The 13,738-nt window shown below is 43.1% G+C and carries 8 protein-coding genes, 2 rRNA genes and 5 pseudogenes (1 of these 15 cut by a window edge); all 15 read left to right on the top strand.

Features of this window, described 5'->3' with window-relative positions; all coding sequences use genetic code 11:
- A 23S ribosomal RNA gene (locus QNH10_RS02115) occupies positions 1 to 1,794 on the top strand (it extends 1,132 nt beyond the left edge of the window).
- Positions 1,795 to 1,878: 84 nt separating this feature from the next.
- Positions 1,879 to 1,993: ribosomal RNA gene (gene rrf, locus QNH10_RS02110) — 5S ribosomal RNA — on the top strand.
- A 364-nt stretch (positions 1,994 to 2,357) separates the two neighbouring features.
- A complete protein-coding gene (locus QNH10_RS21345) occupies positions 2,358 to 2,555 on the top strand; it encodes a YhjD/YihY/BrkB family envelope integrity protein (RefSeq protein ID WP_283733354.1) in 198 nt (65 codons plus the stop codon).
- A gap of 20 nt (positions 2,556 to 2,575) precedes the next feature.
- Positions 2,576 to 3,175 (top strand): YihY/virulence factor BrkB family protein, encoded by a 600-nt coding sequence (locus QNH10_RS02100; protein ID WP_283733353.1) that lies wholly within the window; start codon positions 2,576 to 2,578, stop codon positions 3,173 to 3,175.
- Positions 3,175 to 3,836: pseudogene (locus QNH10_RS02095) on the top strand (response regulator transcription factor). Before QNH10_RS02100 ends, QNH10_RS02095 begins: the two are co-directional and overlap by 1 nt.
- The gene (locus QNH10_RS02090; RefSeq protein ID WP_283733352.1) at positions 3,833 to 4,705 is read left to right on the top strand and encodes a sensor histidine kinase; all 873 of its coding nucleotides are present in this window, start codon (positions 3,833 to 3,835) and stop codon (positions 4,703 to 4,705) included. Before QNH10_RS02095 ends, QNH10_RS02090 begins: the two are co-directional and overlap by 4 nt.
- A gap of 47 nt (positions 4,706 to 4,752) precedes the next feature.
- Positions 4,753 to 5,211 (top strand): sensor histidine kinase, encoded by a 459-nt coding sequence (locus QNH10_RS02085; protein ID WP_283733351.1) that lies wholly within the window; start codon positions 4,753 to 4,755, stop codon positions 5,209 to 5,211.
- A gap of 70 nt (positions 5,212 to 5,281) precedes the next feature.
- Entirely contained in the window at positions 5,282 to 5,680 is a 399-nt protein-coding gene (locus QNH10_RS02080; RefSeq protein ID WP_283733350.1) for a hypothetical protein, read from the top strand.
- A pseudogene (locus QNH10_RS20990) lies at positions 5,680 to 6,746 on the top strand (MMPL family transporter); the annotation flags it as partial. The gene QNH10_RS02080 and the pseudogene QNH10_RS20990, both read left to right, overlap by 1 nt.
- Before the next feature lie 66 nt (positions 6,747 to 6,812).
- Positions 6,813 to 7,799, top strand: coding sequence for an MMPL family transporter (locus QNH10_RS20985; RefSeq protein WP_430541108.1), 987 nt, complete (start codon positions 6,813 to 6,815; stop codon positions 7,797 to 7,799).
- A gap of 232 nt (positions 7,800 to 8,031) precedes the next feature.
- A pseudogene (locus QNH10_RS02065) lies at positions 8,032 to 9,677 on the top strand (peptide ABC transporter substrate-binding protein).
- Positions 9,678 to 9,790: 113 nt separating this feature from the next.
- Positions 9,791 to 10,725, top strand: a pseudogene (locus QNH10_RS02060) (ABC transporter permease).
- Positions 10,725 to 11,646 (top strand): annotated as a pseudogene (locus tag QNH10_RS02055) (ABC transporter permease). Before QNH10_RS02060 ends, QNH10_RS02055 begins: the two co-directional pseudogenes overlap by 1 nt.
- An 8-nt stretch (positions 11,647 to 11,654) precedes the next feature.
- The gene (locus QNH10_RS02050; protein WP_381426447.1) at positions 11,655 to 12,689 is read left to right on the top strand and encodes an ABC transporter ATP-binding protein; all 1,035 of its coding nucleotides are present in this window, start codon (positions 11,655 to 11,657) and stop codon (positions 12,687 to 12,689) included.
- Entirely contained in the window at positions 12,682 to 13,704 is a 1,023-nt protein-coding gene (locus tag QNH10_RS02045) for an ABC transporter ATP-binding protein (RefSeq protein ID WP_283733346.1), read from the top strand. Before QNH10_RS02050 ends, QNH10_RS02045 begins: the two co-directional genes overlap by 8 nt.
- Positions 13,705 to 13,738 lie beyond the last annotated feature (34 nt).

The following is a 13,738-nucleotide window of genomic DNA, read 5'->3' as shown; positions in this document are numbered from 1 at the left end:
GTGCGTAATAGCTCACTGGTCGAGTGGCGCTGCGCCGAAAATGTACCGGGGCTAAACGGATCACCGAAACTGCGGATTGACATCTTTGATGTCAGTGGTAGGAGAGCGTTCCAAGGGCGTTGAAGCTAGACCGTAAGGACTGGTGGAGCGCTTGGAAGTGAGAATGCCGGTATGAGTAGCGAAAGAAGGGTGAGAATCCCTTCCACCGAATGCCTAAGGTTTCCTGAGGAAGGCTCGTCCGCTCAGGGTTAGTCGGGACCTAAGTCGAGGCCGAAAGGCGTAGACGATGGATAACAGGTTGATATTCCTGTACCACCTCCCCGCCGTTATCAGCAATGGGGGACGCAGAAGGATAGGGTGAGCGCGCTGTTGGTCATGCGCGTCTAAGCAGTGAGGTGTGGAACGAGGCAAATCCCGTTCCTATAACATTGAGCTGTGATAGCGAGGGGAATTATCCCCGGAGTCCCTGATTTCACACTGCCAAGAAAAGCCTCTAGCGAGGCGGGAGGTGCCCGTACCGCAAACCGACACAGGTAGGCGAGGAGAGAATCCTAAGGTGATCGAGAGAACTCTCGTTAAGGAACTCGGCAAAATGACCCCGTAACTTCGGGAGAAGGGGTGCTCTGGTAGGGTGTTAAAGCCCGAGAGAGCCGCAGTGAATAGGCCCAGGCGACTGTTTAGCAAAAACACAGGTCTCTGCAAAACCGTAAGGTGACGTATAGGGGCTGACGCCTGCCCGGTGCTGGAAGGTTAAGAGGAGAGGTCAGCGCAAGCGAAGCTTTGAATTGAAGCCCCAGTAAACGGCGGCCGTAACTATAACGGTCCTAAGGTAGCGAAATTCCTTGTCGGGTAAGTTCCGACCCGCACGAAAGGCGTAACGATCTGGGCACTGTCTCAACGAGAGACTCGGTGAAATTATAATATGCGTGAAGATGCGCATTACCCGCGACAGGACGGAAAGACCCCGTGGAGCTTTACTGTAGCCTGATATTGAATTCCGGTGCAGCCTGTACAGGATAGGTAGGAGCCTTGGAATCCGGAGCGCCAGCTTCGGAGGAGGCAATGGTGGGATACTACCCTGGCTGTATTGGACTTCTAACCCTTGCCCGTGATCCGGCAGGAGACAGTGTCAGGTGGGCAGTTTGACTGGGGCGGTCGCCTCCTAAAGTGTAACGGAGGCGCCCAAAGGTTCCCTCAGAATGGTTGGACATCATTCGTAGAGTGCAAAGGCATAAGGGAGCTTGACTGCGAGACCTACAAGTCGAGCAGGGTCGAAAGACGGGCTTAGTGATCCGGTGGTTCCGCATGGAAGGGCCATCGCTCAACGGATAAAAGCTACCCCGGGATAACAGGCTTATCTCCCCCAAGAGTCCACATCGACGGGGAGGTTTGGCACCTCGATGTCGGCTCATCGCATCCTGGGGCTGTAGTCGGTCCCAAGGGTTGGGCTGTTCGCCATTAAAGCGGTACGCGAGCTGGGTTCAGAACGTCGTGAGACAGTTCGGTCCCTATCCGTCGCGGGCGCAGGAAATTTGAGAGGAGCTGTCCTTAGTACGAGAGGACCGGGATGGACACACCGCTGGTGTACCAGTTGTCTTGCCAAAGGCATCGCTGGGTAGCTATGTGTGGACGGGATAAATGCTGAAAGCATCTAAGCATGAAGCCCCCCTCAAGATGAGATTTCCCATTACATTTGTAAGTAAGATCCTCAAAGATGATGAGGTGGATAGGTCCGGGTGGAAGCGTGGCGACACGTGCAGCTGACGGATACTAATCGATCGAGGACTTAACCTTAAAGTTATGAAGTATGGTTGAACTTGAAGTAGCAACAATGTCTCTTTTATCCAGTTTTGAACGAACAAAATCGTTCTTACATAGTCTGGTGACGAAGGCGAAGAGGTCACACCCGTTCCCATCCCGAACACGGAAGTTAAGCTCTTCAGCGCCGATGGTAGTAGGGGCTTCCCCCTGTGAGAGTAGGACGTCGCCGGGCAAAGACCATCCCTGTGGGGGTGGTTTTTTTGTGTTTAAAAAAATAAATATAGAGATCTGTCGAGATACTTCTTCTACGCTCAAGAATCTCCTCTCTGCGCTCAACACGTCTGCTCCCACGCTCAAGAATCCCGTCCTGCGCTCAACACGTCTGCTCCCACGCTCAAGAATCCCGTCCTGCGCTCAACATGTCTGCTCCCACGCTCAAGAATCCCATCCTGCGCCCAACACGTCTGCTCCCACGCTCAAGAACCGTCCCCCGCGCCCAACCTACCTCCAAAATCCCCTCCCTCTTTTCAAAATAAAATTTTTCCGCATTCCATTTCTTAATTAAGAATAGGGTATATTGAGGGAAGGAGGTGAGGATGTTGGTAATTCAAAAAGTACTATTACGTTTTTTAAAGGAACGCTTTTTTGATCAGGCGGCACAGACCGCGTATTATTTACTATTATCGATGTTTCCTTTCCTCATTTTCCTGTTTTCATTGCTCAGTTATTTACCCGTCAATGAAGAGACGTTTTTAACTTTCATTAAACCGTTTGCCCTAGTGAGGCGTATCTAATCATTGAGCAGAATGTACGGTTGATCATTTTTAAAGTGCAAGGAAATGTTTTCTATACGAGTCTAATAATAGCTTTCTGGATTTCTTCAGTTGCTGTACAGTCGTTGGCCCGTTCTCTTGATCAGGCAAATGGCTATATAAGACGCTATGCATTTTGGAAAGTGTTAATCCGAGACTTAGGTGTAACTTTATTATTCATGTTAGTTCTTTCTTTGTCGTTGTTTCTCCCATTGGTGGAAAGGGCGTTACATGAACTGGTTACCTACTATGATGCGGTAGAACAGTGGAGAGGCTGGCTTTATATTTGGCCGTTAGTGAAGTGGGGATTAGGGACGCTATTCCTTATTCTGTTTTTCCTATTGTTTTACAAATTGGTTCCAACAGGTAGAATGAAAGTAAAAGAAGTTTTACCCGGAGCACTTTTTTCAGCAATTGGCTGGCAATTATTTTCCCTATTCTTTGGAAACTACGTGGCAAATGTTGATTATACAAAATTGTATGGCCAGTTGTCGGGAATCATATTGCTTGTTCTTTGGTTTTATTTTACTGCTGTCATCCTTATGGTTTCGGGACTTTTAAATGCAGAATTAAGGACTTCGGCTAAAAGGAAGGTAAGATAATGAGAATACTTGTAGTAGATGATGACATAAATATCTTGGAACTCGTAACTATTCATCTATCCCATGAGGGTTATGAAGTGATAAAGGCTGCCAATGGTTTGGAAGCGCTTGAGAGGATTGATGAGCAGTTTCCTGACTTGGCGGTCGTCGATGTGATGATGCCAAAAATGGATGGGTATGAGTTGACAAGAAGATTGCGTGAGATAGGGGATATCCCAGTCCTATTACTGACGGCAAAAGGTGAGTTAGAGGACAAGGAAAAAGGTTTTTTGGCAGGTTCAGAGATTATGTCGTTAAGCCGTTTGAGCCGAAAGAGCTGCTATTTCGAATTAATGCGATTCTAAGGAGATATGACAAAGCTGTAGATGTAATAATTCAAGTCGGTCCTTTGAGAATAAATCGGCAAAGCTATGAAGTGTCCATCGGGAAAAGAGTTCTTTTGCTACCTTTGAAAGAATTTGAGCTCTTATCAGTTCTTGCATCAAAGCCGAATCAGGTCTTTGAACGGAATTTCCTTATCGAACGGGTTTGGGGCTTTGACTATCAGGGGGATGAGCAGACGTTGAATGTTCATATTAAACGTCTAAGAGACAAGCTTGAGGGTATTAAGATAGCTACAGTCCGAGGGGTTGGCTATAAGCTTGAGGTCTTGGAATCATGAGGTCTCTATATGGGAAGTTTCTTTCCTTTACAACAGGAATCATGCTTACAAGTACAGTCATTGCATTTCTTGTAGTGAATACATATTATCATCAACAATTGAAAGAACAAAACGATACGAAGAATATGAATATCGCTCTCGCAATGGTGGAATATATTGAATCCGACGGACACTCCAATCTGGACAATTATTTCAAGACACAAGCGGTAGCGGGTTATAAGATTTTTGTTGTCGATGAAGATGGGGATGCAACAATGTATGGCGCTCCATTTCGGGTTGAAAACCTTAGGGCTACATCAGTCGAAAGGGTGTTAGGTGGAAAACCTTATCATGGTATGCGTGATTTAAAGGCGGAAACATTTATGACTGGTTTTTTTTCGGATGAATTGGCGAACACTGTAGGCGTTCCATTTACATACAATGATAAAACCTATGCGCTCTTTATGAGACCAGATCTTAAACTGCTTTTCACAGAAGTTCACATCTTATTGGGTGGCATGGTTATTGTAATGGCAGTTGTTAGTCTTCTATCGATGTTGATCGTCGCGAAGAAGCTGATTGAGCCAATTACAAAGCTGACAATAGCGGCGAAAAAGGTCGGTGAAGAAAAATTTTCGGGTACTCTTGATATTAGCCGTCGAGATGAGATTGGTCAGCTTGCTAAAAGCTTTCAGCACATGACAGAGAGACTCAGTGAAAATGACCGTATTCGCAAGGAGTTCATTAGTGATGTGTCACATGATTTCCAATCCCCTTTACTCAATATTAAAGGGTATGCAAACTTACTGATGGATAGTGAGCTACCGGAGACAGAGCGAAACAACTATGCAAAAGTCATTCAGTCAGAAACGGAACGTCTTCTTCATTAACGAAACAATTATTGTTGTTAACGTCATTGGACCAATTGGAGTCTCCTTTGGACCCGAAAAGATTCAACTTGGATGGTCAATTAATGGAGATTATTCGTAGACATAGATGGTTGTTGGAGGAAAAGCAAATCTCTTTGGCAATGGAAATGGATGAAATAGAGTTTTCAGGTGATCCTGCCTTTCTTGAAAAGGTTTGGGAGAATCTGCTTTCCAATGCCTTGAAATACACTTCAACGGGCGGAGAGATTGAGATAAATCTTATAGATGATGAAGAAAATGTGTTATTCAAAATCCGGGACACGGGCGTTGGAATTCCCGAAGAGCATTTGAAGCGACTGTTCGACCGATTTTACAGGGTCGACCATTCAAGGACACAGGAAATAGAAGGTACTGGGCTTGGACTTTCCATCGTCCATCAGGTTGTAAAGCTTCACAGGGGAAATGTGGAGGTTGAAAGTCAAGAAGGGGTAGGCACTGTATTCATAGTGGTACTTCCAAAATTGTAATGTCTCGTTCATGTTCTGTTCATGTTGGCTCTTTACTATAAGGATAAACATAAAAACAGGAGGAATAGACATGCAGGAAAAATGGAGTATTCGCTTAATCCGCATTTCAGCAATATTTGGGATTATTGGTGCGTTTTTAGGATCCCATATGGCAGGGGCAGGCTCGTATGCATTTCGTCCAATCCATGCGCATATTCTTTTAGTTGGATGGCTATCGGTATTTGCATGGGGAGTGTTCTATAGAATCTATAAAGTACGGGCAAAAAAAATGGTTGCAGCGCATGGATGGACAGCAATCATCGGTTCAATCGGTTTGACTGCAGGCATGTGGTTACAATTCATGAAGCCGTTCGATGTGAATGAAACGTTTGCGCTTATCTTCTATATAGTAGGAGGAAGTGTCCTACTTGTCAGTTTTGTATTATTTGTTTTGATTACATTTCTTATTGAGAAAGAAGGAAGACGCTGATGACTGAAGGAAAATTAAAAGGAAGGCGGCTTTGGTGGTTCTCCATCGGTATATGGCTTTTGCTAACGGTCCTGCTTTCTGCTCTTGCACCGGGCAGTAAGGAAAATGTAATTGCTAATAAAGACTTCGGTTTACCAACAGATGCACCGTCCATTGTAGCTTCCAAACAGCTTGAAAAGTATTTTCCGAATGAGGGTGGCATCCCGCTTTTTGCCGTATTCCATAAGGATGGCATACTTTCCGATGAAGAGCTTGTAGGTTTTGCCGAAGCAGTTGAATCTGTGAAAGATGATACTGTATTTGATGAAGTGGAAGTTATTCCATTATCTAAATTACAGCCAAATCTACGCGCTTCTTTTCTATCGGACAATGGGGAAACATTCTTTATCCCTTTAGGCTTGCCGAAAGACCTTGAAGGAAAAGATTTGCATAACCTAGTAAAGTCCATTAAGGAGTTAGTAGGGCCCCAAGTCAATGAAACAATCGAACTCTCGTGGACCGGACCGCTGGCATCGCTTCAGATGCGGTCGAGCTATTTAGCCAAGCGGATATTGTATTGTTATTATCAACGGTTGGACTTATTTTAGTATTACTATTAGTCATTTACCGTTCTCCTTTATTGACACTCATCCCGTTACTTGGAGCGGGCATTGTATATGCAGTTGTCGATCGAGTCGTTGGCTTTGCGACAGCACAAGGTTGGTTTGGTGTAGATAGCCAGGCGTTGTCGATAATGACAATCTTGCTATTTGCGGTCGTCACGGATTATTCATTGCTTATTTTTTCACGCTACCGTGAGGAATTGAAGACTCATGAGGATGCTAATGCCGCTATGCGCGAAACGATGAAACATGTGAAGGAGCCTATTTTCTTTAGTGGGAGTACAATTGTATTAGGTGTCGCAACGTTGTTTTTCGCTTTGTATGAACCGTACCGTAATTTTGCACCAGTATTTGCAATTGCGGCAGCTGGGATGCTGATTGCAGGTCTGACTTTATTGCCAGCATTGTTTGCGGTTATCGGAAGAAAGGCATTTTGGCCGGTCATCCCGAAATACGGTGATGTGACAGTTGAAAAGAAATCAATCTGGGGCAAAGTGGCGAATGTCGTTACGAAAAAGCCTTTGCAATTCATGATTCCAATTCTTTTGCTTCTTGTATTAGGTGCATGGAATATGACGAACATGAAAGAATCGTATGATCTTATCGCTTCTTTCCCGGAAGATCTTTCGTCCCGCGTTGGATATGAGAGGTTAGGGGCTGATTTTTCGGAAGGAAGTTTGGCACCTAGGACATTGCTTTTTGTCTCTAAGCATGAATTAGGCATGGAAGAGATGAAAACAGTTATTGATAAGATAAAAGAGAATCCAGCTATTGCTGATGTAACAACACAAGGCAATCCAGTAAATGAAGATGGTAAAGCTGCGAAGTTCTCGATTATATTTAAAGGTAATCCATATGGAACGGAAGCATTCGATGGTTTACTCAAGCTTCGCGAAGACAGTAAGAGTATCCTCGAGGAAGCGAATTTATCGGATACTGAAATGTATATTTCGGGTGAAACAGCAATCAATGCGGATGTGAGGGATATCAATGGTAGGGATACTTGGATTGTCATGATTTTAATGACAGTTCTAATCACATTCATGTTAGGCTTCCAAACAAGATCGATTATCGCACCGATTTATATGATTGGTAGCATATTGCTCTCATTTGTAGCTACACTTGGCCTGTCATACTTCTTATTCGAAGTTTTTCTTGATCTTGATGGGATCAACTATCGTATTCCACTCTATGCTTTCGTGTTTTTAGTTGCACTTGGCGTCGATTATTCCATCATGCTGATTGCAAGGATCCGGGAAGAGTTGAAGGTGATGCCTTTTGACGACGCTGTTCGAAAAGGATTAGAGCGTACTGGAGGAGTCATCAGTTCCGCAGGTGTAATCTTGGCTGCAACATTCCTTGTGCTTGCGACTATGCCGATATACGAATTGAAGCTGTTTGGCTTTATCATGGCGCTTGGTATCCTGATTGACACCTTTGTCGTAAGACCATTGCTCATTCCTGCGGTCTTAGTGCTGTTAGGAAAGAAATGGAGTTTTTGGCCAAAGAAAATATAAATAAAATAAAACGGTTTTCCTGTTAAAGGGAAAGCCGTTTTAATTTTGATTCGAGGTCGGGTAGATTTATTGAAAGCAGATTTGTCGAATTTTGTTGTTATTTATCGGATATTTTGGAACCGTCGTAATCTTCAAAACTTCTGATTGAAAATAAGAAAAACGGAGGTATAATAGTTTATAGGGTATATTGATAATTTCAATATATCAGAAAAGGATTGAAAGGGGATAGGAAATGTTAAAGAGAAAATGGTCAATTTTATTAGTTTTAGTATTAAGTTTCAGTATGGTCTTAGCTGCGTGTGGGGACGACAAAAAGGCCGGAAAAGATTCATCAAAAGAACCGTCAAAAGATGAATTGGCCGCTGACCAAACACTAAACGTGAACGTGAGAGAGGAGCCGCCTTCCCTACATCCAGGTTCCGCTACGGACACAACTTCAGGAGCAGTGTTAAACCAAGTTTTTGAAGGTTTAATGCGTGTAAACCAACAAGGTGAAGTAGAAGAAGCAATGGCGGAAAGCTATGAGATGTCAGAAGACGGATTGACGTATACTTTTAAAATTCGTAAAGATGCAAAATGGTCAAATGGTGATCCAGTTGTGGCTGGCGACTTTGAATATGCATGGAAATGGGTATTGAACCCTGCCAACGTGGACACTGATTACGCCTATCAAATGTATATGATTAAAGGCGCCGAAGCTGCCAAGGAACAAGGCGGCTCGTTGGACGATATTGGCATTACCGTAAAAGATGATCACACATTGGTTGTAGAGTTAGCGCAACCGACTGCGTATTTCATAGATTTAACAGCATTCCATACATTCTTCCCTGTTAACGCTAAAGTTGTTGACGGAAAGAGCGATTGGGCACAAGAAAAAACGGATAACTATGTTACAAACGGTCCGTTCCTATTGGATTCCTGGAAGCATAAAGACAAAATTGTTCTTAAGAAAAACCCTGAATACTGGGATGCAGATACAGTTACATTGGAAACAATCAATATGTTCATGATCATGGATGAAAATACTGCGAAACAAATGTACGACAAAGGTGAGTTGGATTGGTTGGGTTCACCAACGGACTCATCCCGCTTGCTGCAATTTCACATTATAAAAAAGAAGGCACATTAAATATTTCAGCACTAGCCGGCACATACTACTACGCATTCAACGTTGAGGAAGCGCCGTTCAATAACGTGAATATCCGGAAAGCGTTTGCAATGGCGATTAACCGTAAAGGCATTGTAGAAAACATTACAAAAGCTGAACAGCTACCGGCAATGGCGCTTGTTCCACCAACGATCTTTGAGGAAAATGCTAAAGGATACTTTGGAGATAATGATGTAAATGAAGCGAAAAAGTTATTGAAGAAAGGCTTAAAAGAACTTGGCCTGAGCGAGTTGCCGACTGTTAAGCTTTCCTACAACACAAGTGAAACCCATGGTGCAATCGCTCAAGCTGTGCAAGATATGTGGAAGAAAAATCTTGGGGTAAGTGTTGAGCTTAATAACGAAGAGTGGGGCGTATACCTTGACTCAATGGGTGCAGGAAACTTCCAGGTTGGCCGAATGGGTTGGATTGCCGACTATAATGATGCTATCAACTTCTTGGAAATCTTTGAAACTGTTGGCGGAAACAACTATACAAATTGGGAGAACAAAGAGTACCAAGCATTACTTAAAAAATCAAGAACAGAAACAGACGTAGCGGCTCGTGAGAAGATTTTACGTGATGCAGAAGCGATTTTCATGGAAGAACTTCCATTATCGCCTATTTACTACTATACGAACGTATGGACAAATAATGACAAAGTTAGGAACATTGAAGTTTCACCACTTGGCGTTGTGCAATATAAGTGGGGTTGGATCGCCGCTGAATAAGGTCCAAACTTTAAATGTTAATAGGATTTATAGGGGGTGATTCGCTTTCACCCCCCTTTTGTGTTTAAAAGAAATAAAGTTCATAACCTTATAGACTTCGGGGGTGTTATCATTTGGTTAAATATTTGCTAAAGAGGGTTGGGTATATTATCGTTTCCCTTTTTTTTATTATAACTATTACTTTTGCGTTAATGAAACTAGCGCCGGCGGACCTTTTACGTCTGAACGGAAGACTTCTCCTGCAATCGAACAACAAATGATGGACGCATACGGATTGAATGATCCAATCTACAAACAGTACTTTGATTACTTGATCAATGCCGCTACCTTTGATTTTGGCCCATCGTTTAAATACGAGGGACAACTAGTCACGGATATTATAAAAAGAAGCTTGCCGTATTCTTTAGTCCTTGGATTGGAAGCAATATTTTTGGCACTTGCATTCGGGGTCTTATTTGGTGTAATCGCAGCGTTTTATCATAATAAATCCGGAGATTACTCCGTGATGGTTGTAGCGATACTTGGAATATCTGTACCAAGTTTCGTATTGGCCACGATTTTACAATATATCTTCTCCATCCAATTATCTTTGCTGCCGATTGCCAGGTTCGATTCATTCGCACATACAATTTTACCGGCAGTCGCTCTGGCAACGACGCCTCTTGCTTTCATTGCACGATTAATGCGTTCGAGCATGCTGGAAGTTATGAATGCCGATTTTATTAAAACAGCAAAGTCAAAAGGGTTATCAGGAGCAGTCGTTATTTACAAACATGCTTTAAGAAATGCCATATTACCGGTAGTTTCTTACATGGGCCCTTTAGTTGCCGGCATATTAACCGGAAGCTTCATTATCGAGAAAATATTTGCGATTCCTGGTTTAGGAAATGAGTTTGTTGTCAGTATTACAAATCGGGATTACACAGTAATTATGGGAACGACTGTTTTCTATAGTGTCCTTTTACTCGTTTCGATCTTGATAGTCGATTTTATTTATGGATTGGTTGATCCAAGGATAAAACTGTCGGGTAAGGGGGCGAGAAGTTAATGGTACAAGCAAATATAAAACAATCCGACTTTGAAACATTGTTAGTAGACCAAGCGGCGGCAGAGCAAATTGTCGGTGAAAGTACGTCTTACTGGAAAGATGCTTGGAGGCGTTTCAAAAAAAATAAATTAGCACTTTTCGGCGTTGCTGTCATTATCTTTTTAGCAATTATGGCTTTTATTGGAGGACCCATTTCTGGGCAAAGTTACGATGACACAGATTTAATAAATGCAAACCAGACACCATCCGCGGAGCATTGGTTCGGAACAGACAACTTGGGTAGGGATGTGTTTGCACGCACTTGGTACGGGCAAGATTTCATTATTCATCGGTTTAATGGCTTCATTGATTGACTTGATTATTGGGGTAATTTGGGGAGCTGTTTCCGGATTTTTTGGCGGGAAAGTGGATGAATATATGATGCGTGTTGCTGACATTCTATATGGCGTCCCGTATCTTTTAGTTGTAATCCTCCTAATGGTCGTAATGCCCCCAGGGTTATGGACAATGATTATTGCAATGACCATTACCGGATGGATCAGTATGGCCAGAATTGTGCGTGGGCAAGTAATGCAACTGAGATCTGAGGAGTATGTGTTGGCTTCAAAGTCTCTCGGAGCGAGTAATTCCAGATTGTTATTCCGACATTTAGTGCCAAATACAATTGGGCCAATTTTAGTGACATTGACGTTGACCATTCCAACAGCGATATTTACAGAAGCGTTTCTAAGTTATTTAGGTTTAGGCGTACCTGCGCCTCGCGCGAGTTGGGGAACGATGGCATCAGACGCACTGCCGGCATTCCAATACACTCCACACCAACTCTTTTTCCCGGCATTTTTTATCTGTTTAACCATTCTTGCATTTAATGTCATTGGAGATGGATTAAGAGATGCACTGGATCCAAAAGAGAGTAAATAAGGGGGCAGATGAACGTGAAAAAAATATTAGACGTAAATGACCTATCGGTATCCTTTGAAACGTACGGTGCAGATGTCCAGGCCGTTCGTGGAATTTCTTTTGAACTGAATGAAGGCGAAACATTGGCGATTGTAGGGGAATCCGGCTCGGGAAAAAGTGTTACGGCACATTCCATTATGCGGATTGTGCCAATGCCCCCGGGAAAGTTTGTCGGCGGTTCAATCATGTTCAATGGGGAAGATTTAACTAGAAAAACGGAAACACAAATGCAAAAAATCCGTGGAAAAGAAATCAGTATGATTTTCCAGGACCCTATGACTTCTCTTAATCCAACGATGACGGTCGGAAACCAAATCGCAGAAAGTTTAATCAAACATCAAAAAATGACTAAAAAAGAAGCGCATCTGAGAGGAATTGAATTGTTGAAAGTTGTAGGGATACCGAACCCTGAAACCCGGATTAAACAGTATCCCCACCAATACTCTGGGGGTATGCGTCAACGTGCGATGATCGCAATTGCATTGGCGTGCAATCCTAAAGTCTTAATTGCAGATGAGCCGACAACAGCATTGGACGTGACCATACAAGCCCAAATTTTAGAGCTAATGCGTGAGTTACAAGTAAAAATAGGAACTGCAATCATTTTAATTACACATGATTTGGGCGTAGTGGCAAGTGTAGCGAGCCGAGTGGCAGTAATGTACGGCGGGAAAATTGTAGAGACCGGTAATATAGATGAAATCTTCTATAATCCCAAACATCCGTATACTTGGGGACTATTAGGGTCTATGCCCAAATTAAATAGCAGGAAAGAGGAACTGCTTGCAATTCCTGGCTCTCCGCCGAACTTAGCAGATCCTCCAAAAGGCTGTCCTTTCGTGACAAGATGTCCGTATGCAATGAAAGTGTGCAAAGAACATATGCCGGAACACACCCATTTGTCTGATACCCAACAGACGGCGTGTTGGTTACTTGATGAACGTGCTCCTAAAGTGGACATCCCGGAAACGGCGGTTGTGGGAGGGAAGAAAGCTCATGTATAAAAATCGAGAAAAACTGTTGGAAATTAAAAATCTAAAGAAGCATTTTCCTATGGGCAGGAACACAATTTTAAAAGCAGTGGATGGAATCACTTTTGACATTTATAGAGGGGAAACGTTTGGCTTAGTTGGGGAATCCGGTTGTGGAAAATCCACTGCGGGCAGAACAATTATGGGGCTTTATGAGGCAACGGACGGCGAAATCTACTTTTTAGATGAAGATGTACATGGGAAGAAAACGAAAAAGGAAATGAAAAAGTTTAATAGAAATATGCAGATGATTTTTCAAGATCCTTATGCTTCTTTAAATCCTAGAATGACAGTTAAAGATATTATTGCCGAGGGATTGGACATTCATGGCTTAGTGAAAAGTAAAAAAGAACGAACCAATCGTGTAAATGAGTTGCTTGAGACTGTCGGGCTGAACAGTGATCATGGAAATAGATATCCGCATGAATTTAGCGGCGGGCAACGTCAACGAATCGGCATAGCAAGAGCGCTTGCTGTCGATCCTCAATTTATCGTAGCGGATGAACCCATTTCAGCATTGGATGTGTCCATTCAAGCTCAGGTTGTAAACTTATTAAAAAAGTTACAAGTCGAACACGGACTTACCTATTTGTTTATTGCACATGATTTGTCAATGGTAAAGCACATAAGTGATCGAGTAGGAGTAATGTACTTAGGCAGCATGGCTGAAGTAGCGCCGAGTGATGAGCTGTACGATAGTCCACTGCACCCTTATACGCAGGCGTTATTAAGCTCAATTCCGACTTCTGATCCAGAGGTGGAAAGATCCCGTGAAAAAGTAACGATTAAGGGAGATATACCGAGCCCGATAGACCCCCCAAGTGGCTGTCGTTTTAGAACACGATGCCCATACGCCAAAGATGTATGTGCGAAGGTGATTCCAGAGTTAAATGAGTACAAAAATGATCATTGGGTGGCATGTCATATTTACAGTGACGAGTACGGTGCAGAGTTTGAAAAACCTAAATTCTCGGTTGGAGTAGTATAATTGAAAGAGTTCATTCTTAAGTGCCTAAGCTGTA

This window comes from Sporosarcina thermotolerans (assembly GCF_030067815.1).
GTDB classification, from domain to species: domain Bacteria; phylum Bacillota; class Bacilli; order Bacillales_A; family Planococcaceae; genus Sporosarcina; species Sporosarcina thermotolerans.
This window is presented reverse-complemented; position numbering and strand designations above follow the sequence as displayed.